Origin of the sequence: Treponema sp. OMZ 840 (assembly GCF_050937815.1) — a bacterium.
Lineage (GTDB): Bacteria > Spirochaetota > Spirochaetia > Treponematales > Treponemataceae > Treponema_C.
The window spans coordinates 13,468-33,825 of the sequence record NZ_JACDIJ010000018.1 but is presented as its reverse complement, the minus strand read 5'-3'; the positions used below and the strand labels follow the sequence as shown (position 1 = coordinate 33,825).

The window sequence follows — 20,358 nt, the reverse complement described above, 5'->3', positions numbered from 1 at the left end:
AACCTCCAAAAAAATTCGATGAGCAATTCATCAGAACTTATCAGTTCTGTTCTGCAAAGATCGGCAATTAAAATTACACATTAGCCGTTATCAATCACCCATTGTTCATTGTTCAGAACATTCCCGCTTTTTCAAAGTTTTTTTCAATATCATTAAGTCTAAAAATCCGCTGAGGATTCCGATATGTATCAAATCCGCTTATTCGATCACAAGTATGCACAGAACAGTAACGATGTTATGTTATAATAAGCTAACATATTTGTCAAGAGAAGGGAACGGGAAAAAAGGTCAGGGAAATTCCCTGTTGACAACAATCGGTAAGGCCTTTATAATTATCTATGGCATATTTTTACGAACAAACATCGCATACATTTTCCGAATATCTTTTAATTCCCGGCTATTCGTCGGCAGAATGCATTCCTTCAAAGGTGAGTTTACGCACGCCTGTGGTAAAATTCCGCAAGGGTGAAGTGTCCGAACTCTATATGAACATTCCCCTCGTTTCCGCCGTTATGCAGTCGGTTTCCGACGACAAAATGGCAATCGCCTTGGCAAAAGAGGGCGGTATTTCCTTTATTTACGGTTCGCAAAGCATCGAAAATCAGGCTAAAATGGTTGCAAAGGTAAAGGGACATAAGGCGGGCTTTGTATCGTCCGATTCAAACCTCCGTCCCGACCAAACTTTGCACGAAGCCCTCGAACTGACCGCCCGCACGGGTCATTCGACCATTGCCGTTACCGAGGACGGAACCGCCGAAGGCCGCCTTGTCGGTATTTTAACGGGCCGCGATTTCCGTATTTCGCATACGCCTGCGGGAGCTTTAATCCGCGATTATATGACGCCGCTTGCGGACTTGGTTACCGGCAAGGAAGGCATAAGTTTAAGCGAAGCGAACGATGTGATTTGGAAGCATAAGCTGAATTGTCTTCCCGTCGTTGCGCCTAACGGCTGTCTTACTTCGATGGTGTTCCGAAAAGATTATGCAAGCCACGAAGAGCACCCGCTTGAACTGCTCGACAGCCGCCGCCGCTATGTTGTGGGGGCGGGTATAAATACGCGCGACTATATGGAAAGGGTTCCCGCCCTCTTAAAAGCGGGTGCCGATGTGCTTTGTCTTGATTCGTCTGAAGGGTTTACCGAGTGGCAAAAGCGCGCCCTCAACGATATTCATACCGAATTCGGAAAAGAAGTGCGTGTGGGTGCGGGGAACGTCGTCGATAAAGAAGGCTTTTTGTTTTTAGCCGAAGCCGGAGCGGACTTTGTAAAAATCGGTATAGGCGGCGGTTCCATTTGTATAACGCGCGAACAAAAGGGTATAGGACGCGGTCAGGCAACCGCCGTTATCGAGGTAGCCGCAGCGCGCGACGAGTATTATAAAAAAACGGGCGTCTATATTCCGATTTGCTCGGACGGCGGTATTGTCCACGATTATCACATGACCCTTGCTTTGGCAATGGGAGCGGACTTTGTAATGCTCGGCCGCTATTTTGCCCGCTTTGACGAAAGCCCGACCAATAAGCTGATTATAAACGGCAATTACGTTAAAGAATATTGGGGCGAAGGCTCGAACCGCGCGCGCAACTGGCAGCGCTACGACCTCGGAGGCAGTGCCAAACTGTCGTTTGAAGAAGGCGTCGATTCCTATGTTCCCTATGCGGGAAGTTTGCACGACAATGTGGGTGTGAGTATGAGTAAAATCAGACACACAATGTGCAACTGCGGCGCTTTAAGCATTGAAGAATTGCAGCAAAAAGCGCGCATTACCCTTGTTTCCCAAGCGTCAATCGCCGAAGGCTCATCGCACGACGTTGTCGTAAAAAATACGACAATAAGGGCCGAATAAGGTTCGAGGAGTAATAAGATTCAGGCTGTCGGAAAAGTAAGCGCTTTTAAGACAGCTTTTTTTATTTTCTTTTAATTTCTGCAACCTTTTTTTTAGGCTTGTTTTCCGTTTTATACAATTTTATACAATTTTTTTTACAAAAAGTCTAAAAAAAATGCAGTCTGCGCCTATATATACTATAGGAGCGTGTATGCAGGAAGAATATAAAATAGCCCTGAAAAACGGCGCCGGCAGTGTAAACGCCGATTTATACTGTCGGCCAAACTGCGGTGTACCCGTTGACGCGGCGGTTCATACTGTTGACCCGGTTGCCGCCGACCCGGTTGCAGATGCCGCGCAAAAGTACTTCGGTATCGCATATCTTTATCCCTGGCAGCGTATGGTGATTGCAAATATTCTTGAAGCCGCCGAAGAAGGCGAGCGCGGTAATCAAATCGTCCTTTTGCCGACGGGGGCGGGAAAGTCGCTGTGTTTTATGATACCGGCCCTTCTTTTGAAGGGGACTACGCTGATTATCTATCCCCTGCTTGCCCTTATGAACGACCAAAAGCGTCGTCTGGACGAAGCAAAGCTCGATACGGTTGTCTTCCGCGGCGGTCAAAGCGAGGACGAACGGAATGAGTGTTTTGAGCGCATAAAAAGAGGCGCCCGCTTTATTCTTGCAAACCCCGAAGTACTGCAAAGTGAATCGCTGGTAAAGCGTTTGGCCGAATGCACTATAGCCCACATTGCGATAGACGAAGCGCACTGTGTGTGCGAATGGGGCGACAGTTTCCGCCCCGCATATTTGGAACTGGGCAGGATTATACAGCAGTTGGGCTGCAAAACGGTAACGGCTTTTACAGCGACCGCTTCGGATACGGTTTTAAATCGCGTTGCAGAAGTTTTATTCGCAAATGACGTTCACATTGTGCGCGGCGAAACCGACAGGCCGAACATACATTATTCGGTGCACCGCTGCGCGGCTAAAACACCCGCACTTATTGAACTTATTATGAAGGAAAAGCGCCCCGCAGTTGTTTTTTGTGCAAGCCGCAGCCGCACAAAGGAACTTGCCCTTATATTGCGCGATTTTTTACACAGGTGCGATGAAACGGATACCGTGCGCTTTTACCATGCCGGTTTAACGCGCGAAGAAAAGGCCGAAACGGAACAATGGTTTTATCCTAAAAAAGATGCGGTGCTTATTTCCACGTGTGCGTTCGGCATGGGAGTGGATAAAAAGGATATCCGTACCGTTATCCATTACGACGCGCCTTCCACCGCCGAAGCCTATGTGCAGGAAGCCGGGCGCGCAGGACGCGACGGTGAGCCTGCCCGGGCCGTTTTGTTATGGTCGCTTCCGGATAAAGAAAAAGCGGATAAACAAAGCGCGGAAAAAGGTGAGCGCTATGCGGTACTTGCCGATTTTGCAAATACTTTAAGCTGCCGTAGAGAGGTACTGTTAAAGGCTCTCGGTGAAGAAAGCTGCGTATGTTCCGGCTGCGATGTCTGCGAAAAAGAGGCAAAAAATACGGCGGAAGATGTCGAAAGTTTTATGCGGTTTTTACATAAAAATCGTAAAAGATACACATCGGAAAAGGGTCTTACGGAATTTTGCCTCCGCAAAAACCGCATGAGTGCCGCAAAATGGCATACACATATTTGGGACAGACAAAGCGCCATAGCTGTTTTATCCGAATTGACAAAGAAAGGAAGTATAAATGGAAAAAAATACTTTATTTAAGGACATTGCCGCGTAAAAACTTAAGTTAAACAAGGTAGCAATATGTTCGATGTTCGATTTAAAACTTTTCTTTAATTAGAGTCAAATCGTTTATATTCATAAACGGAGATTTCAGTTTCCGGGTGTGAAAAATTCTACGATATCTTTTTTTAAACATTCAATAGCAGCTTCTTTATTCTTATTGAGAAGGTAATTAATAAGTTGTTTATGATAATTGGCCGAACTACTTACTTTTGTAAGGTGAAGTTTTTTCCAATATGACCGTACATAAGCAATTCCGAGAATTCGCAGAACATTTGCAAATTCTTCATATGCAAATTTATTGTTTGAAAAAGAAAAAAGTGTTAAATGAAAGTCGCAATTTTTTTCCCAATGTTCAAGAGCTTCCCGCTGTGTAGGCGTACTATAATCCTTATAAAGTAAATCTTGCAGCTGTGTTATTTGTTCTTCTGTTATTGTATTCCAATTTTTTTTAAGATACCCGCATTCTAAAATAATGCGATAATCGAGCACCTCTTTGATTGTTCTATCAGAAATCGGTGTTACTTCATATCCGAAGCGCGGAATGCTTTTTAATAATTTTTCATTACAGAGAGCAACAAGAGCTTCCCGAACGGGAGATTTACTTACATTAAATTCATCGACAAGGGATTTTTCCGTAATAATATCTCCCGATTTATATTCGTCATGAATAATGCGCTGTAAAATAATATTGTAATACATATCCTTCAAAGTCGTACTTGAATATTTTGTTCTTGTTATGGCCATTATTAGTTTTATCCTATTTTTCAAGCATAATATTTAATATTTCTATATCAGTGGAACGCATACCATTTTTTCCGACACGACCGAAACTACGGATTGTGTCTTCGGCATCTTTTTTAACAAGTCCTTCCCCATTCTTAAATACAATACCTTCCCGTACACCCAGTTCAAAACCCAGAATTGCAGCATCAAGTGCAGAAGCTATTTTTGCAGCACATGACGGCTTCGCCCCATCGCAAACAATACCTCCGATATTTGCGAGTGTATTTGTAATAGTACGAGTAATTGCTGCTTCATCACCGCCATATAAATAAGTTATACCGCAACCGGCGCCGACTGCAGCACAGACGACACCACAAAAAGCACTCAAATTTCCGATATAGCGCTTTTGCAAAAGCGCAATTAAATTTGCTAAAACAAGCGCACGAATCAATTTATCATGTGGCGCTTTCCATGCTTTTGCATATTCGATGACCGGTAAGGATACAGTCATCCCTTGGTTCCCGCTGCCGCTGTTTATAACAACGGGCATTGCACAACCGCTCATACGTGCATCGCTTCCGGCCGCAGCTGCGGCTCTTGCACGGACACGTACATCTCTAGAATCATATAATTTTTTAATTGTACGTCCAACTTGCGCACCGTATCCGTGAGTTAACCCTTCTTTCGATATAGCAGTATTATATTGAATTTGTCGCTCTATGACAACTCTTACATCCTCGAGATTTACTTCATCGACAAATTCAATAATATTTTTGATGCATAGTAATTCTTTATTGGTATTTTGATCCGTTCCTGTTGTTTTTTCATGAATTCGTTCATCAATTAATACTTTTCCGTTTTTCTCGGCATATGAAATATTTGTATGATTTTTAGAAACAACTACAACTGCCCTGTCTGATTTATCTACAGCTGTTATTCGAATGTACAAATTATCTTTGCCTTCGATAAGTGTACATTTACAAAAATCCTTCGCGACAAGTTGTTTCGCTTTTTTAATTTGTTCATCGGTAATATCGGCGAGAACCTCCAAATTATTATTTGGATTTCCACCGATTATGCCTAATGTTGCCGCTATATCAATACCTTTGAGACCGCCGGAATTCGGTACGGTAACGCTTTGAACATTCTTAATAATATTACCGCTCGCATCTACTTGTATTTTCTCGGGAAAAGTACCGAGTATATCACGTACTTTTGCTGCTGCAAAGGCAATTGCAATAGGTTCGGTACAACCGAGTGCCGGCACAAGTTCCGTTTCAAGAATAGCGACATATGCTTCATAAATTCTTTTGTTCATACATTATTTGCTTTGACAGTAATTGCTGATTGCCTCAAAGATTAATTTCCCGACCACAGAACCTCCGTCGAGTACACCGATACTCTTTTCCGCGTAATATGCAGCCCTCCCATGCACTGCCCTCATATTCTTTGTTTTTTCCGAACCTTGTGCGGCAGCCGCAGCGGCTGATGCAAAGGCTGTTTTTTCCCCGTCAATAGCATACTTTTCAAGTTCATCAATAGCAGGAATAAGAGCATCCAGTATTGTTTTTTCGCCGATTTTTGAACCGCATTTTGCACTGATTTCTTCAATACCGGCTTTGAATGCTGCAGCCGTTTCTTCTAAAGTAGTAACAGTTTTTCCTTTAAGAGCTTTTGATATCCCCATCATTCCGATTGATGTAATTGTTCCGAGCGATGAAGGGGCTTTTTCGTTGAATGACATACTCATCTGCATAAACATCTTGCCCAAATCCGTTTCATTGGAATTATTCAGAAAGTCACTTACAGCTTTATACCCCTCGCTCATCGAAATACCCAAATCTCCGTCACCGTTTTGTTGATCGAGCTGAATAAGATAATTTTTGTTTTCTGTCATTATATTGCTGATAAATTTACACGCCTCTTTTACATCTTGTGCATTCATACAATACCTCTGTTATTTATTTTCATTGGTGTAAAATGGTGTCGAGGCAGGCGCCCTAAGTAATTCCTCAAGCTGTGCATCAAGTTTAAATACAGTAATTGAAAGTCCTGCCATTTCCATGGATGTCGCAAATTCGCCGATATGCGGCATAAAAATTTCTACATTTTTTGTTTTTAAAATTTTTGCAACCGCACGAAATACAATTAACTGTTCTTCAAGAGGGGTAGCACCTAATCCGTTTACCATAACCGACACTTTATCCCCAGAATTCAGAGACATATCGCTGCAAATTTCATCCAAAATAACTTTTGCAATCTCATCGGCATTCATCATCTTACATACTTTTATTCCCGGTTCTCCATGGATACCCATACCGACTTCGATTTCATCTTCTTTGATTGTAAAAGTTGGCTTTCCGACTTCAGGCAAAATACATGAAGAAAGCGCTACACCCATACTGCGGATGTTGGCAAGAGCTTTTTTCGTAATATTGGTTACTTCATCTAGGTTCATCATTTTATCCGCAGCCGCTCCTGCAACTTTAAATGCATAAACCATACCGGCAACACCGCGTCGTTTATCCGCCAATTCTTTCGGACTTGAGGCAACATCATCACATACGAGTACTGTTTTTGTTTTAATATTTTCCATCTCGGCCATTTCACAAGCCATGTCAAAATTCATTTTGTCGCCGCCGTAATTTCCATACAAGCATAAAACACCGCTGCCGTGATTACATGCTTTAATCATGTTCAGCATTTTCTGCGAAGAAGGAGATGCAAACACATTACCGATTGCACAGCCGTCCAGCATACCTCGTCCGACATACCCTAAAAACACAGGAAGGTGCCCGCTACCGCCTGCCGTTACAATGCCAACTTTATTGTTTTTTACCGGATATCCTGATACAAGTACACGACAGTCACCGTCAAGAAAATGTACTCTATCACCGTATGCGAGTTCAATGCCTTCCATCATTTCATTCACAAAATCTTCAGGTTTGTTAATAATTTTTTTCATAATCTCCTCCTAAAATCATTAAAAATACGTATTATTTCAACCTCCGAGATAGGCTTTGATTACTTCCGGATTAGCAAGAAGTGCGCGTCCGGTTCCTTCCAAAATGACTTCGCCGAGCGCGAGAACATATCCGCGATCCGCAATTGACAATGCCATCGATGCATTCTGCTCAATAAGTAAAATCGTTTTACCTTTTATCTTAAGTTTTACCAAAAGTTCAAAGATTTCTTCTACTATAATCGGCGCAAGTCCCAGAGATGGCTCATCAAGCATTAAAATATCGGGCTTAAGCATAAGAGCACGAGCAATAGCAAGCATTTGCTGTTCCCCGCCGGAAAGAGAACCGCCCATTTGTTTTTCCCGCTCTTTTAAACGCGGAAAGAGTTCGTATTGTTCTTCAATAAGCTGAGGTATATCTTTATTTTTAATAACAGAATTCCCCATTGTACCTGCAACGAGATTCTCGTAGACCGTAAGCCCCGGAAATATTCTTCTACCTTCCGGAACATGTGCAAGTCCCATTTTAACAATTTTATCGGGAGAAAGCTGTGAAATATCTTTATTTTTAAATATAATTTTTCCGCTTACTTTCGGTATAAGATTGGAAATTGCCATAAGTGTAGTAGTTTTACCGGCACCGTTACCGCCGATGAGTGTAACAAGTTCCCCGTTTCCTACGGTAATAGTTTCATTACGAAGAGCGGAAATACTGCCGTAATTGACATTTAAATTTTCAATTTTCAACATGTAATTTTTCCCCTATTATAAGTCCTTTACCGAAATAGGCCTCCCGTACTTGCTGATTGTTTTTGACAATATCCGGCGTTCCTTCGCATATTTTTTGTCCGAAATTAAGAACAAGTATTTTTTTACATGTTCTCATAACAAATTTCATATCATGTTCAATAACTGCAACGGTATAGCCTAAGTCATTAAGCTTTATAATAAACTCCGACAGTGATGTTGTTTCATTCGGATTCATGCCTGCGGCCGGTTCATCAAGCAAAAGTATTTTCGGATCCAAAGCAAGAGCTCTTGCAATTTCAACTTTGCGTTGTATTCCATAAGGCAAATTTCCTGCAAGCGTATTTGCATATTTTTCAAGCCCGATCATTGCAAGGATTTCACGTCCTTTTTCCAGTGTGAACTTTTCATCATTTTGGTACGTTTTATTCCGTAAAATTGCACTCACAAATCCTGTTTTTAGTTGTAAGTGAAAACCGATTTTTATATTTTCCAAAACAGACATAAATCGAAACAGCATAATATTCTGAAAGGTTCTGGCCATACCTTTTGCTGCAACTTTTTCCGGTTTCATACCGGTAATATCTTCTCCGCAAAAAAAGATTTTTCCTGCAGTAGGACGATCTATGCCTGAGCACACATTGAAAAATGTAGTTTTACCGGCACCGTTCGGTCCGATAATACCGAATATATCACCTTTTTCAATTTCCATGCTTACTTTGTCTACTGCTTTAAGTCCGCCGTAGTATTTACAGATGTTTTCCGCTTTTAAAACAGAAGTATTCATCTTTGCCTACCTTTATTCGTCTTTCCGGTACGTACAACAAATCTTTTCAAACTCAAATTACCTGCAACTGCAGACGCCCCAACAAGTCCCTGGGGACGGAACCACATCATGATAATGATTAAAAGTGCGTATGCAACAAGTCTCCATTGTCCTACGGGGCGCAGTATTTCAGTAAGAAAATTAACGATTATAGAACCGACAACCGGTCCTATGAGCGTTCCTTGTCCGCCGATAATAACCATGGAAAGAATATTCCATCCTTCATCAAGCGTAAAATATGTCGAGTCGATAAAACGTACATACGGTGCATAAATTGCACCGGCAACACCGATCCAAAATGCACCGTACATAAAATTCGATATTTTATATCGTGCTGAATCCAAACCGAGACTTTTTGCAGCAAGTTCATTTTCACGAATAGACATCCACGCCCGTCCGATTCGAGAATTAATAATACGATAAGAAATCAATGAGAATAATGCAGCAAACGCAAGAAACACAAAATAATAGCGCTTAGGACTTCTGAGCGGAATACCGAAAAATTGTGGAATTGGAATACCTTTGATGCCTAGTGCTCCGCCTGTTAATCCTGTCCAGTTAAGAGCTATAAGCCGTGCAATTTCTGAAAACCCGAGAGTGACGATTGACAAATAAATCCCGCTCATTTTAAGTGTCGGGAGCGCTACAAACACTCCGATAATTGCGGTAACAATTCCTGCAATGGGGATAGTAAGCCAAAAGTTCCAAGAAATTCGAGTTGTGAGAATTGCTTCAGTATATGCTCCGACACAGAAAAAACCTGCAGCGCCGAGGCATGTCATTCCGCTGTATCCGTTAATAATATTCAAAGCACCTGCAAGCAAAACATATAAGCAAATACGGCACATAACTCCCATAAAGTAACTTTTTCCATAAATAAACGGAATAGAACTCATTATAACAATTAAAATTAACAACGTGATAATATAGTGTTGTTTGCACCATTCATTGATTATGTTAATGTTCTTTTTAATTGTACTCATACTTTTACTCCGTGTTTTGTGACAAAGCCGGTCGGCTTGATAATCAGTACAATGATAAGAAAGCCGAAAGCAAAAATATCACGGAAACTTGCAGATGAAATCATAATACCGAAATTTTCAATAATGCCTATACAAATGCCGCCGAGAGCGGAAAACCTTACATCGGTTAAACCGCCGAGTACGGATGAGGAAAAAGCTTTCATCCCCATGGAGCCGCCCATCGTCGCTTGAAGCATTTGATAATAAATACTTGATAAGAGTCCGGCAATTCCCCCAAGTCCGCATCCGAGACAATTTCCGAGCATTGCTATGCGTTTCACATTAATTCCCATCATATAGGAAGCTGTTTTGTCTTGACTTACCGCTTTAAGCTTGATACCGAATTTGGTACGAGTAAATAAAAAGGAAAGTAATGCGGCAAGAATAACTACCGTTCCCATTATTAACAGCTGTACCTGTGATATCTGAACGGTTCCTATTTTGAAAAATCGAGGTTCAATAACATCGAGCATTGGTTTTTGATTAGGGCCGAATATAATTTGTGCAAGATTTTTGACGAGCATTGAAAACCCGATAGTACACAAAAGAGAGATATGACGCGGAGCTGTAAAGAAATTTTCATAGCAGACTTTATAGACAATAATACCAAGTATCCATGATGCAAAAAAACTTGAAACGATACCCAGAAAAATGTTGTTTCCGCACATTTGGAATATATAGAATGCAGCAAACGATCCTATCATAATTACTTCGCCGTGCGTAAAGGTTACCATGCCGACAACCCCCACAACCACTGAATACCCGATTGCCATAAGCGCATACACGGCACCTTGGCAAAACCCATTAATAAGATGGTTTAAAAAATATTCCATAACACACTCTGGCTCTTCCAAAACGGCAGCTGCTGGAATACAACTGCCGTTAATAATTTTTATTATTTCTTTGAATAATCAAAGCCCGCCTTTACAATATATTGTCCTTTTTCTACTGCACAAATCATATAGACACGTGTTATATCTCCTGCCGGGTTGAATTTGAGCGGTCCTGTAATTCCGGTAAAGTTACCGGAAGCAAGATTATCGCGAATTGCCTGCCGCGTAACCTTGCCGCCTTCGCAACGCCGGATTGCATCTGCAATAAGATATACACAATCATATGCACATGCGGGGTGAACAGTCGGTTGAAATCCCGCTTTTTTTGTAAATTCATCTTTCCATGCAGTAAGTTTCGGATCGGCCGGATCAAAAAAGAAAGGCGTTGAAAGTAAAAGACCTTCTGCATTTTCTTTTGTCAAGTTAATAAGCTGCTCGGATGTTCCCGGGCCGAGAGTTGTAAGCGGGATATCCCATCCCGATGCACGAATTTGATTAATGATTTGAGGTACGGCGCCTTGATCCATAATGAGAACAACATCGGGACGCGCAGAACGCAGACGGGTGATGAGGGATGAAAAATCTTTTTCGTCCTGTACATAATTGACTTCCGCAACGATATCGAGTCCTACTTTTTTTGCTTCTTTTTTAAAGTTGTCAAATGCAGAAATCCCCCAATCACTGTTGATATAGATAACGCCCACCTTTTTTACACCTAGATATTTTGATAAAATATAGCGTGCAAAAAACGGAGCTTCGCCGTCTTGCCGTCCCATAATGCTAAAACACCAATCACTCATACCGGCATAAGTCGGATTTGATGCTGTCGGAGATAATTGTACAATTTTGGCTTCATCAACTATCGGGGCGTTTGCCATGCAACAACCGCTTGTAAAATCACCTATAATTGCTAAAATCTTATCATTATCTGCAAGTTGGCGGCATAAATCGGAACTTTCCTTTTGATCGCCTTTCGAATCCTTTATGTTGAGAACAAGTTTATAACCGTTAATACCGCCTTTTGCATTGATTTCGTCAACAGCCATTTGTCCGCCGACCTGAAAACCTTTACCGTACTCTGCATTTGTTCCTGTAAGCGGAGCAAGTACACCAATTTCAATTATATTACCCGTTTCTTTGTCTGAACTGCCTTTTGCACCTATAATGCTTGCACATAAAAACAATACTGTTAAAATTACAATTAATTTTTTCATTGAATCCTCCTACTCTTTATTGTTCTTAAGTTTAAAACAACCGTTCATCCTTATTTACCTTATTTATGAAATACGAGTTCACATGTCTTACAACCTTTTGCAATTGTATCATTGAGATCGAGTTTTAAGCCCATAGCCTTTGCAATGCCGCGATCACCGTCCATTGCCATGTCACACAACTTTTCACATGTTTTGTCATCAAAACCGAGTTGCTGCCATGCACTGCACAAAGCGCAATAATTGAAAGATATATGCAACTTATCTTTAGATGCTTGAATGTTATTCATGTGAAAAGATGCTTTACCGACATCATTTAAGAAAACCTTTTCAAATTCTGCGACATCGTCGGCATCTTTACAGCGTGCAAGAAGACGGCCTCCATGGATTTCACCGCAACGCATAATTGCTTTACGCATAATTTCTTCTGCATTGGGAACACCTGCTTTTTGAAGTTCATCATAAATCAGCCCCATCCATGTAGCACGGTGCTCAATTTGGCTACGATTTACTTGTGCTTCCGGTGAAACCGCGTCAGGATTGTTTACAATCTTTGACATTTAAAACCTCCTAATTTATGCTTGACAGCAAAATAGCTCTCTCCTTTTAAATTATTGATATGATTACTAAGATATTACTAATCATATCAATAGGTATATTATAAACCAGCTTTTTAAATAGCGCAACCTTTTTTTATAAATTTTTAACCCGTCCTAAATAGATAGCTGTTTTATCCGAATTGACAAAGAAAGGAAGTATAAATGGAAAAAAATACTTTATTTAATGTACACGGATGTACTCGGCAATGCTTATTCGTCCCGTATGCCGCCGGCGTTTCCGCTATCTGAAGCGTCGTTTACTTCTTCCGTGTCGCCGACTTCTCCGGAAGCGGTATTTTTTTGTTCCGCTGCCGCTTTAACTTGAATAAAACGCTTTCTCTGAATTCGCGGCTTTTTTTTATACCGGGCAACATAAAAAATAAAGTTAATGTATATTAAAACCGTAATACAAGCGATTATCAAACGAAAATCCGATATAACACGTACTATAACCGAAAATGCGGCAAGAGAACCCATATACTGTATATCGGCATAAAAACATAAAATTCTTAGAATTGACATGAGTGTACTATGCAAAGTACAATACGATTATGATAGGAGTTATCGACTATAAGGCCGGAAATATCCAAAGCGTTAAACATGCCTTGGATTTTTTACACATCGATTACATCATAGCGGACAAACCGCAGGACCTCGCACATGCCGACCGGATTATCTTCCCCGGTGTCGGAAATGCGGCTTATGCGATGAAGCAGTTAAAAAAAACGGGATTCGATTCGTTTCTTAAAGATAAAACCGCCGAAGGAATACCTCTTTTAGGCATTTGCCTCGGTTCACAAATCATCTTTGAATATTCGCAAGAGGACGACGTTTTTTGTTTGGCTTTACTCAAGGGTACAATCAAACATTTTACGAATATTGCCGCCTTTAATACGGATTTAAAAATTCCCCATATGGGCTGGAACGATATCAGATATGCGGACAAAGAATGCCGCCTGTTTAAAAATATACCGGAATACAGCGATATGTATTTTGTACATTCTTATGTAATTCAGCCTGCGGACGATACGGTTGTGTGCGCCTATACCGATTACGGTATTAAAGTTCCGGCGGCAATACATGCGCAAAACATTTATGCATGCCAATTTCATCCGGAAAAATCGGGAAAAATCGGTCTAACCGTTTTACGGAATTTTGCCGAGTTGACTTTATAAACGCCGCAAAAGCGGAAAAGGAAAGCCCATGTTAAAAAAGCGGATTATCGTATGCCTCGATGTAAAAGACGGCCGCACTACAAAGGGGGTACGCTTTAAAAATAATGCCGATATAGGAGATCCGGTGGAAATGGCTGCCGAATACAGCCGCCAAGGCGCAGACGAATTGGTATTTTACGATATTATGGCCTCAGCGCGCGGAACGGGACCCGACTTGGATTTAATCAAGAAAACGGCGAAGCAGATTTTTATACCCTTTTGCGTCGGCGGCGGACTCGGCACCGAAGACGATATCCGTGCGGCTATTTTGGCGGGAGCCGAAAAGGTGAGCTTAAATTCGCAAGCCGTTAAAAATCCCGATCTTATCGCTAAGGGCGCGCGCATTTTCGGCAATCAATGCATCGTATTGGGAATGGACGCCGCCCGTGACGACACTATGCCGTGCGGCTACCGCGTTTTTATAAACGGCGGCAGAACTTCCACCGATTTGGATGCAAAAGAGTGGGCGCTGCGCGCAGTGCAGCTCGGTGCGGGCGAAATAGTGCTTAATTCCATAGATGCGGACGGCACAAAAGAAGGTTATGAAATACCGCTTACCCGTCTTATATCCGAAGCGGTCGAAGTACCCGTAATAGCTTCCGGCGGAGGCGGCAGCAGCGAACATATTGCACAAGTTTTAACCGACGGAAAAGCCGACGCCGCCCTTATTGCAAGTATTGTCCATTCAGGTCAATATACGGTGCGGGACATTAAAAATGAACTTAAAAACCGCGGGATTCCCGTAAGAATCGAAAAAAAAGGATAACACATTACAATGCAGACTAGGATACGGCCTTTACCGCTTTTTTTGAAGCAAATATATCGAATTCTTTTTTCGATATGGGTTTTGAAAAATAATAGCCCTGCCCGGCCGTACACCCCAATGAAAGTAAATGTTCGGCTTGTTCTGCGGTTTCTATTCCCTCGGCAATAACGGAAAAATTAAGAGCGTGTGCCAATTTTATAATAAAACTCAAAAGAATATCTTTTCCGTGTGCTTTTTCCGTTCCCTGAACAAACTTCATATCCAATTTAAGCGTATCTATCGGCATTTCATTAAGCATATTTAAAGAAGAATACGCCGTGCCGAAATCGTCCATCTCAATATGCAAACCGGCATCCTTTAAGCGTTGTACGGCTTTTACGATATAAGCCGAATCTTCCGCATAAGCGCTTTCGGTTATTTCCAAATGCAAATACTGTATGGGAATATCATACTGCTTTAAAAGTCCTTTAAACTTATCCGGTAAAGCGGGGTTGCGTAAATCATAGCGCGATACGTTTACCGAAATCGGCGCAACAAACTTCCCCTTATCAAGCCAAGAACGGATATAAGAACAGGCGGCAGTCCACACATATTCGTCAAGACGGTAAATAAAACCGTTTTTTTCAAAAACGGGAATAAAATCGGCGGGCGAAATAAAACCGTCATTCGGATGGTTCCACCGCACAAGGGCTTCGGCACCTATTAAAGCGCCGCTAGCCAAATCGCATTTCGGTTGTAAAACAACTTCAAATTGCTTTTCGCTTAAAGCTATGTGCATTTCATTGGTAATACGCTGATTTTTTATAACCGCATCGCTTAAACTTTTATCATAAAATGCAAAGGAAGGACCGTACGCGGTTTGTTTACACTTTTTTGCAGCTAAAATGGACTTCGAATAAATCTCTTCAAGCGCCATTGAGTTTTGTTCAACGATATAAATACCCGCAGAAATGCTCAGTTCATAATCGGAACGATAACCGCTTGTAAACGAGTCGATGCTTTGAGCCAGCATAGCACTTAACACTTCAACATTTCCGTTTAATTGATAGCACATAGCAAAAATATCGCCGTCTATACGGCCGATTATATTATTATGAAAAACTAAAGAGAATTGTTTTAATTTAAATGCAAGATATTGTAAAAGCTTGTCGCCTTCTTCCAAGCCGAAAAAAGAATTTATAAGCTGAAACCGATCGATATCGATGCGCATAAATACGAATTGTTTATCCGGATTCGAATCAAGCATTTTACGAGTTTCATCAAAGAATTTTTGCCTTGAAAAAACATTGGTAAGTGCATCTTTTTCTTTTTCTTTTAAAACCTGTTCATAAAAAGCAAGCTTACGCTTTAACAGCATATTTTCAACTGTAACGTCTACACTCATCGTCGTACTCCTCACACAATCCGCAAGCTGCAATAACGCGGCAAACATATTTTTACAAAGCTGCTTAAAAATTTAACTGTGCCGTTTATATGCCGGTTTTTCCCTTTGAATACCGAGCTTTTGTTCGAGGCGTTTCATACACATCCACAGCATACAGTTTAGCGGCATTGGAACGCGGAAGTAATATTTCCAATTGTAAAAAAATAAAGCGTGCTATACGTTCCGCAGTGGGATTTCCTCTAAAAACAGGTACGCCGTTTTCTTTTAATTCGTTTAAGTTGCTGCAATCAAGCACCTTACATACTTCGCGTAAAGCTGCCGTCAAAACTCCGAAATCCAACAGCATTCCGTCGTCTCCGAGTTCTTCTCCCCGAGCGTAAGCGAGAACCCGATAATTATGCCCGTGTATATTTCCGCCTTTACCGCGAAAACTGCGTAAAAAATGTGCAGCAGAAAAATCGGCTTCAACACAAACTTCATACATAAAATTATTTTAATACTAAAAACAATTTTTTACAAGTAAAATATGCAATAATACTGCAAGTCCGTTCTTATATTTGCGTATAATATGTGCATAATGGAATCTTTATAGTTTTTATGATATATTTACACTAGAATGTATGAAATCGAATTAAAAGCCCATGTATACGATAGAGAAAACCTCATACGGATTTTGCATTCTTTTGCAGATTATAGGGGAAGAATTGCAAAATATGACAGTTATTGGAAGCAAACCGCTCCATTTGCGCCTTCTTTTTTAAATAAAACCCCCATAACGCAAACACCTTCGCTTCGCATACGGATTGAAAAATCCGAAAACGAAAATAATCCGCTTCGAACCCTCGTTACCTGTAAGCAAAAAAATATCGGCGGAACATCCTCTGGCGGAAAAGAGGCGGCAGCGGAGCATAGAGACGCTCTTGAAATAAACAAAGAGCATGAGTTTACCGTATCGGATGCCGCAGCTTTCGAACGGCTTATTATAAGCGCGGGTTTTTCGCCTTTTTTAACAAAGCATAAAGACTGTTTGCAGTGGACTTACGAAAACGTTTTAATCGAATTGTGCACAGTCGAAGATTTAGGCGATTTTTTGGAACTCGAAATTACCGGTAAAACGGCCGAAAACGCCGAAAGCGCACGCGCAAAACTGGAATCGATTTTAAAAAAATGCGGTATCCCCCTTGCACAGATCGAACCGATGTATTACAGTGAATTATTGGCAGCACAAAAATCCGCTGCCGGCAAAAAACAAAATATAACAGGAGGCGACCATGTTTGACGGCCGTCAATACAAAAAACAAGCCCGCGAGCAATTAAAGGGACACTGGACGACGCCGGTGTTAATAACTTTGCTTATTTTGGCAATATTTACCGTTATATCAATCCCGCAAATAATTGCGAAACTTCACAATACCACAGACGGCAATACGCCCGTCGTATTGATTACGATGATAATAATATGGGCAGTGATGGGCGTGCTGTATATAGCCGCGGCAAAGTTCTATCTCGTTTTAACCGAAAATCCCGATAAAGCAACCTTTTCCGTATTTTTGGAAGCGTTGAATGCGTGGGGGCGCGGCGTTTTAGGTGCTTTGTGGATGATATTATGGGCTTATTTATGGAGTTTGCTTTTTATAATCCCCGGTATTATTAAAGCGATTGCATATTCGCAAATGCCGTTTATTCTTGCCGAAAACCCGCAAGTATCCGTCCGTAAAGCGATGAAAATCAGTATGGTAATGACTAAGGGGTACAAAGCCGACATCTTTTTATTGGCATTAAGTTTTATCGGCTGGATTTTGCTCGCCATTCTTACCGGAGGTATCGGCTCGTTGTGGCTTATGCCCTATATGTACACGACCTTTACAAATACATACCGTTATTTAAAAGCCGATGCGTTAAAACGCGGCGTGCTTACAAATGAAGATTTCGGCATACCCGCCGTACACAAGGACGTACAGTGAGCGATTTTTACGCACCTCCGAAAAAAAAAGGATTAAGCAAAAAAGCAAAACGGGGCTTAATCGTATTATGTATTGTTATCCTTGCCGCAATAACGGCAGTAATATTGCAGTTCACGGCTCTCTCGGATTCTTTGCGCCGCGTTTCTCCCCTTGATCTTTTACCTCTGCGCGGAAATTTTCATTTTTCATCATCGCACTTAAAAAAATCCGACCGCTTTTTTTCTTCGTTTAAGTTTAACGATTATATTGCGGTCGTCTATATCGAAGGGGTTATTCAAGACAGAAACGAAAGCTATAATCAAGAATGGCTTTTGGACACCATCGACGAACTTATAAGAGATGCCAAAAACCGCGGCATTTTGCTGTACATTGACTCGCCCGGAGGCGGTGTGTATCAATCTGATGAAGTGTACATCGCTCTGCAAAATTACAAGAACATAACCGAAAATCCCGTATGGGCATATATGGGGCCGCTTGCCGCATCCGGCGGCTATTACATTGCTTGCGCCGCCGATACCATTTACGCAAACCGCAATACGCTCACCGGCTCCATCGGCGTTATCAGCGCCACATCGTTGGACTTAACCGAGCTTATGGCAAAATACGGTATCAAGATGACCACCGTTACTGCGGGCAAAAACAAAAATATGTTTAACATCAACAGCCCGCTTACGGAAGAACACCGCGCAATTATGCAGTCGGTCGCCGATGAAGCTTATGACCAGTTTACAAGCATTGTCGCCGAAAGCCGCGATATGAATATATCCAAAGTGCGCCGCTTGGCGGACGGCCGGATTTATACGGCGCAGCAGGCAAAAAAACACGGCTTAATCGATTATGTCGATGTATATGAAAACGCCGTAGACGATATGATAGACAGCTTATACAACGGCGAAAATATATCGACCGAACACTTCCGCTTTGAGCGCAAAAAAACCGTTTACGATTATTTATACGAAACAGGCGGCCGCATATCCGCACTGTTAAAAGCTAAAAATGCCGCATTCGAACAGCAGCTGTTGGAATCGGCGCAGGCGTTTTACGGGCTTCCGGAAAAACTTCCCCTGCCCGCTTACTATTACCGGGCACCCTGAATCGGGACTGTCTAAAAAGTCGGTTACTTTTTAGACAGCTTTTTATTCGATTCGCGTATACAAACGGGAGAACGCGGCTATGCATTTTTCTCACGAACAGCTTATACCCTTATACGGAACGGACGGGGCGGTTCTTGCCGCCCAAACCGCACGCTATGCAGACTTGGAAAAGCAGTGGCATACACGCTTCGGCGGCGTGCAAAAAAGCGGCGGCACAGCGGATACACAAAAAACGGTTCTGCGCTTTTTCAGTTCTCCGGGCAGAAGCGAAATAGGCGGCAACCATACCGACCACAACTTGGGCAAAGTATTGGCGGCAAGCATAAATCAGGATTGTATCGCCGCCGTGCAGCCTTGCGGCGACGGCATTGTCTATATATGCGATATTACCTACAATAAAGACTTCAGTATCGATACGGCCGATACCGCGTACCGCGAAGGTGAAGGCGGCTCGGAAGCGTTGATACGGGGAATGTTGCAGGGTTTTAAAAACGCAGGTTATCGGGTCGGCGGTTTTAAAGCATGCATTACCAGCGACGTTATACGCGCAGCCGGCGTCAGTTCTTCGGCTTCGTTCGAAATGCTCATATGTTTGATTCTCAATAATTTGTACAATAACGGCTCCGTTCCCCTCGAATCGCTTGCCGCAATCGGTCAATTTGCCGAAAACGCCTATTGGCATAAAAAGTCGGGCTTGCTCGATCAAACCGCATGCGCTTTCGGCGGCCTTATCGCAATAGACTTTCAAAACCCGCAAGCGCCGCTTATCGAAAAAATACCCTTCGACTTTGCAAAAGAAAACTTCGACCTTATTATCGTAAATACGGGAACCGGACATGCCGACTTGTCCGAAGAGTATTCGGCAATTCCTTCAGAAATGAAGGCGGTCGCCGCCGCCTTGGGCACGGAACATTTACGCAAACTGAGTTTTGAAGACGTATATAATCATATCGGCCGTATACGCCGGCAATGCGGCGACCGTGCGCTTTTACGCGCCCTCCACTTTTTTGAAGAAAACCGCCGCGTCGAAAACGAAGCTGCCGCCCTTAAAGCCGGCGACTTTAGGGGCTTTTTAAAACTTGTCGGCGAGTCGGGCGCTTCATCGTGGAAGTATCTTCAAAACATTTGCGTAAGCGGCAAGCCCGCCGAACAGCCGATTGCCCTTTGTCTTGCCCTTACGGAACGCTTTTTGAACGAAAAAGGCTGCGGCGGCGCTTGCCGCGTCCACGGCGGAGGTTTTGCCGGCGTTATTCAAGTGTTTATGCCGAAGCCCCTGTCCGCCGCATATCGAAGCTATATGGAAAAAGCGCTGGACTTCAGTCCCGGCTCGGATAAAAAAAGCCCCGTATTTTTTATGAGCATACGGGGCATCGGCGCGACGGAAGTTATGCCGCCGGCTTAGACAAGCGCCGGCATACC

21 protein-coding genes are annotated in these 20,358 nt (G+C 42.4%); 8 read left to right on the top strand and 13 right to left on the bottom strand.

Annotated elements, in window-relative coordinates:
- The first annotated feature begins 338 nt into the window (after positions 1-338).
- On the top strand, positions 339-1,844 hold the full coding sequence (locus H0R92_RS13335; RefSeq protein WP_432965918.1) for an IMP dehydrogenase: 1,506 nt from the start codon (positions 339-341) through the stop codon (positions 1,842-1,844).
- A 190-nt stretch (positions 1,845-2,034) separates the two neighbouring features.
- Positions 2,035-3,570 (top strand): RecQ family ATP-dependent DNA helicase, encoded by a 1,536-nt coding sequence (locus tag H0R92_RS13330; RefSeq protein ID WP_432965915.1) that lies wholly within the window; start codon positions 2,035-2,037, stop codon positions 3,568-3,570.
- Between the two features lie 111 nt (positions 3,571-3,681).
- Here the strand turns inward: H0R92_RS13330 and H0R92_RS13325 are convergent, their stop codons facing one another.
- From H0R92_RS13325 to H0R92_RS13275, 11 genes are all read right to left on the bottom strand, one after another.
- Positions 3,682-4,293 (bottom strand): GntR family transcriptional regulator, encoded by a 612-nt coding sequence (locus H0R92_RS13325; RefSeq protein ID WP_432965912.1) that lies wholly within the window; start codon positions 4,291-4,293, stop codon positions 3,682-3,684.
- Between the two features lie 58 nt (positions 4,294-4,351).
- On the bottom strand, positions 4,352-5,635 hold the full coding sequence (locus tag H0R92_RS13320; RefSeq protein WP_432965910.1) for a serine dehydratase subunit alpha family protein: 1,284 nt from the start codon (positions 5,633-5,635) through the stop codon (positions 4,352-4,354).
- A gap of 3 nt (positions 5,636-5,638) precedes the next feature.
- Complete coding sequence (locus tag H0R92_RS13315) at positions 5,639-6,262, bottom strand: dihydroxyacetone kinase subunit L (protein ID WP_432965907.1); 624 nt, start codon at positions 6,260-6,262, stop codon at positions 5,639-5,641.
- A gap of 12 nt (positions 6,263-6,274) precedes the next feature.
- Entirely contained in the window at positions 6,275-7,282 is a 1,008-nt protein-coding gene (locus H0R92_RS13310; RefSeq protein WP_432965905.1) for a dihydroxyacetone kinase subunit DhaK, read from the bottom strand.
- A 36-nt stretch (positions 7,283-7,318) separates the two neighbouring features.
- Positions 7,319-8,029 carry an ABC transporter ATP-binding protein gene (locus H0R92_RS13305; RefSeq protein WP_432965902.1) on the bottom strand — a complete coding sequence of 237 codons (711 nt, stop codon included), beginning with the start codon at positions 8,027-8,029 and terminating at the stop codon, positions 7,319-7,321.
- A complete protein-coding gene (locus tag H0R92_RS13300) occupies positions 8,016-8,813 on the bottom strand; it encodes an ABC transporter ATP-binding protein (RefSeq protein ID WP_432965899.1) in 798 nt (265 codons plus the stop codon). The genes H0R92_RS13305 and H0R92_RS13300 overlap by 14 nt, the downstream gene beginning before the upstream one ends.
- Positions 8,810-9,835: a branched-chain amino acid ABC transporter permease gene (locus H0R92_RS13295; protein WP_432965896.1), complete on the bottom strand. Its 1,026-nt coding sequence runs from the start codon at positions 9,833-9,835 to the stop codon at positions 8,810-8,812. Before H0R92_RS13295 ends, H0R92_RS13300 begins: the two co-directional genes overlap by 4 nt.
- Entirely contained in the window at positions 9,832-10,707 is an 876-nt protein-coding gene (locus H0R92_RS13290; RefSeq protein ID WP_432965893.1) for a branched-chain amino acid ABC transporter permease, read from the bottom strand. Before H0R92_RS13290 ends, H0R92_RS13295 begins: the two co-directional genes overlap by 4 nt.
- A 62-nt stretch (positions 10,708-10,769) precedes the next feature.
- Positions 10,770-11,921 (bottom strand): ABC transporter substrate-binding protein, encoded by a 1,152-nt coding sequence (locus H0R92_RS13285; protein WP_432965890.1) that lies wholly within the window; start codon positions 11,919-11,921, stop codon positions 10,770-10,772.
- A 59-nt stretch (positions 11,922-11,980) separates the two neighbouring features.
- Positions 11,981-12,478: an L-2-amino-thiazoline-4-carboxylic acid hydrolase gene (locus tag H0R92_RS13280; RefSeq protein WP_432965887.1), complete on the bottom strand. Its 498-nt coding sequence runs from the start codon at positions 12,476-12,478 to the stop codon at positions 11,981-11,983.
- A 249-nt stretch (positions 12,479-12,727) separates the two neighbouring features.
- Positions 12,728-13,039, bottom strand: coding sequence for a hypothetical protein (locus H0R92_RS13275; RefSeq protein WP_432965884.1), 312 nt, complete (start codon positions 13,037-13,039; stop codon positions 12,728-12,730).
- A gap of 29 nt (positions 13,040-13,068) precedes the next feature.
- Here H0R92_RS13275 and hisH point away from each other — a divergent pair, with 29 nt between their 5' ends.
- Complete coding sequence (gene hisH, locus H0R92_RS13270) at positions 13,069-13,692, top strand: imidazole glycerol phosphate synthase subunit HisH (protein WP_432965881.1); 624 nt, start codon at positions 13,069-13,071, stop codon at positions 13,690-13,692.
- A gap of 28 nt (positions 13,693-13,720) precedes the next feature.
- The gene (gene hisF / locus H0R92_RS13265) at positions 13,721-14,497 is read left to right on the top strand and encodes an imidazole glycerol phosphate synthase subunit HisF (protein ID WP_432965878.1); all 777 of its coding nucleotides are present in this window, start codon (positions 13,721-13,723) and stop codon (positions 14,495-14,497) included.
- Positions 14,498-14,513: 16 nt separating this feature from the next.
- Here hisF and H0R92_RS13260 read toward each other — a convergent pair whose 3' ends face one another.
- Together H0R92_RS13260 and H0R92_RS13255 are read right to left on the bottom strand one after the other, a co-directional pair.
- Positions 14,514-15,881, bottom strand: coding sequence for a putative bifunctional diguanylate cyclase/phosphodiesterase (locus H0R92_RS13260; RefSeq protein ID WP_432965875.1), 1,368 nt, complete (start codon positions 15,879-15,881; stop codon positions 14,514-14,516).
- A gap of 85 nt (positions 15,882-15,966) precedes the next feature.
- Positions 15,967-16,365, bottom strand: a complete 399-nt coding sequence (locus H0R92_RS13255; protein WP_432965872.1) for a 6-pyruvoyl trahydropterin synthase family protein — start codon at positions 16,363-16,365, stop codon at positions 15,967-15,969.
- A gap of 132 nt (positions 16,366-16,497) precedes the next feature.
- On the opposite strand from H0R92_RS13255, the gene H0R92_RS13250 reads away from it, so the two are divergent.
- From H0R92_RS13250 to H0R92_RS13235, 4 genes are all read left to right on the top strand, one after another.
- Entirely contained in the window at positions 16,498-17,160 is a 663-nt protein-coding gene (locus H0R92_RS13250; RefSeq protein ID WP_432965869.1) for a CYTH domain-containing protein, read from the top strand.
- Positions 17,153-17,845, top strand: coding sequence for a DUF975 family protein (locus H0R92_RS13245; RefSeq protein ID WP_432965866.1), 693 nt, complete (start codon positions 17,153-17,155; stop codon positions 17,843-17,845). The genes H0R92_RS13250 and H0R92_RS13245 overlap by 8 nt, the downstream gene beginning before the upstream one ends.
- Positions 17,842-18,939 carry a signal peptide peptidase SppA gene (sppA, locus tag H0R92_RS13240; RefSeq protein WP_432965863.1) on the top strand — a complete coding sequence of 366 codons (1,098 nt, stop codon included), beginning with the start codon at positions 17,842-17,844 and terminating at the stop codon, positions 18,937-18,939. The genes H0R92_RS13245 and sppA overlap by 4 nt, the downstream gene beginning before the upstream one ends.
- Positions 18,940-19,018: 79 nt before the next feature.
- Positions 19,019-20,341, top strand: coding sequence for a galactokinase family protein (locus tag H0R92_RS13235; protein ID WP_432965860.1), 1,323 nt, complete (start codon positions 19,019-19,021; stop codon positions 20,339-20,341).
- Positions 20,342-20,358 lie beyond the last annotated feature (17 nt).

Excerpts from the sequence above, each read along its gene's own strand:
- H0R92_RS13335 (WP_432965918.1), top strand. The coding sequence starts at position 339 with ATGGCATATTTTTACGAACAAACATCGCATACATTTTCCGAATATCTT.
- H0R92_RS13330 (WP_432965915.1), top strand. The coding sequence starts at position 2,035 with ATGCAGGAAGAATATAAAATAGCCCTGAAAAACGGCGCCGGCAGTGTA.
- H0R92_RS13325 (WP_432965912.1), bottom strand. The coding sequence starts at position 4,293 with ATGTATTACAATATTATTTTACAGCGCATTATTCATGACGAATATAAA.
- H0R92_RS13320 (WP_432965910.1), bottom strand. The coding sequence starts at position 5,635 with ATGAACAAAAGAATTTATGAAGCATATGTCGCTATTCTTGAAACGGAA.
- H0R92_RS13315 (WP_432965907.1), bottom strand. The coding sequence starts at position 6,262 with ATGAATGCACAAGATGTAAAAGAGGCGTGTAAATTTATCAGCAATATA.
- H0R92_RS13310 (WP_432965905.1), bottom strand. The coding sequence starts at position 7,282 with ATGAAAAAAATTATTAACAAACCTGAAGATTTTGTGAATGAAATGATG.
- H0R92_RS13305 (WP_432965902.1), bottom strand. The coding sequence starts at position 8,029 with ATGTTGAAAATTGAAAATTTAAATGTCAATTACGGCAGTATTTCCGCT.
- H0R92_RS13300 (WP_432965899.1), bottom strand. The coding sequence starts at position 8,813 with ATGAATACTTCTGTTTTAAAAGCGGAAAACATCTGTAAATACTACGGC.
- H0R92_RS13295 (WP_432965896.1), bottom strand. The coding sequence starts at position 9,835 with ATGAGTACAATTAAAAAGAACATTAACATAATCAATGAATGGTGCAAA.
- H0R92_RS13290 (WP_432965893.1), bottom strand. The coding sequence starts at position 10,707 with ATGGAATATTTTTTAAACCATCTTATTAATGGGTTTTGCCAAGGTGCC.
- H0R92_RS13285 (WP_432965890.1), bottom strand. The coding sequence starts at position 11,921 with ATGAAAAAATTAATTGTAATTTTAACAGTATTGTTTTTATGTGCAAGC.
- H0R92_RS13280 (WP_432965887.1), bottom strand. The coding sequence starts at position 12,478 with ATGTCAAAGATTGTAAACAATCCTGACGCGGTTTCACCGGAAGCACAA.
- H0R92_RS13275 (WP_432965884.1), bottom strand. The coding sequence starts at position 13,039 with ATGTCAATTCTAAGAATTTTATGTTTTTATGCCGATATACAGTATATG.
- hisH (WP_432965881.1), top strand. The coding sequence starts at position 13,069 with ATGATAGGAGTTATCGACTATAAGGCCGGAAATATCCAAAGCGTTAAA.
- hisF (WP_432965878.1), top strand. The coding sequence starts at position 13,721 with ATGTTAAAAAAGCGGATTATCGTATGCCTCGATGTAAAAGACGGCCGC.
- H0R92_RS13260 (WP_432965875.1), bottom strand. The coding sequence starts at position 15,881 with ATGAGTGTAGACGTTACAGTTGAAAATATGCTGTTAAAGCGTAAGCTT.
- H0R92_RS13255 (WP_432965872.1), bottom strand. The coding sequence starts at position 16,365 with ATGTATGAAGTTTGTGTTGAAGCCGATTTTTCTGCTGCACATTTTTTA.
- H0R92_RS13250 (WP_432965869.1), top strand. The coding sequence starts at position 16,498 with ATGTATGAAATCGAATTAAAAGCCCATGTATACGATAGAGAAAACCTC.
- H0R92_RS13245 (WP_432965866.1), top strand. The coding sequence starts at position 17,153 with ATGTTTGACGGCCGTCAATACAAAAAACAAGCCCGCGAGCAATTAAAG.
- H0R92_RS13235 (WP_432965860.1), top strand. The coding sequence starts at position 19,019 with ATGCATTTTTCTCACGAACAGCTTATACCCTTATACGGAACGGACGGG.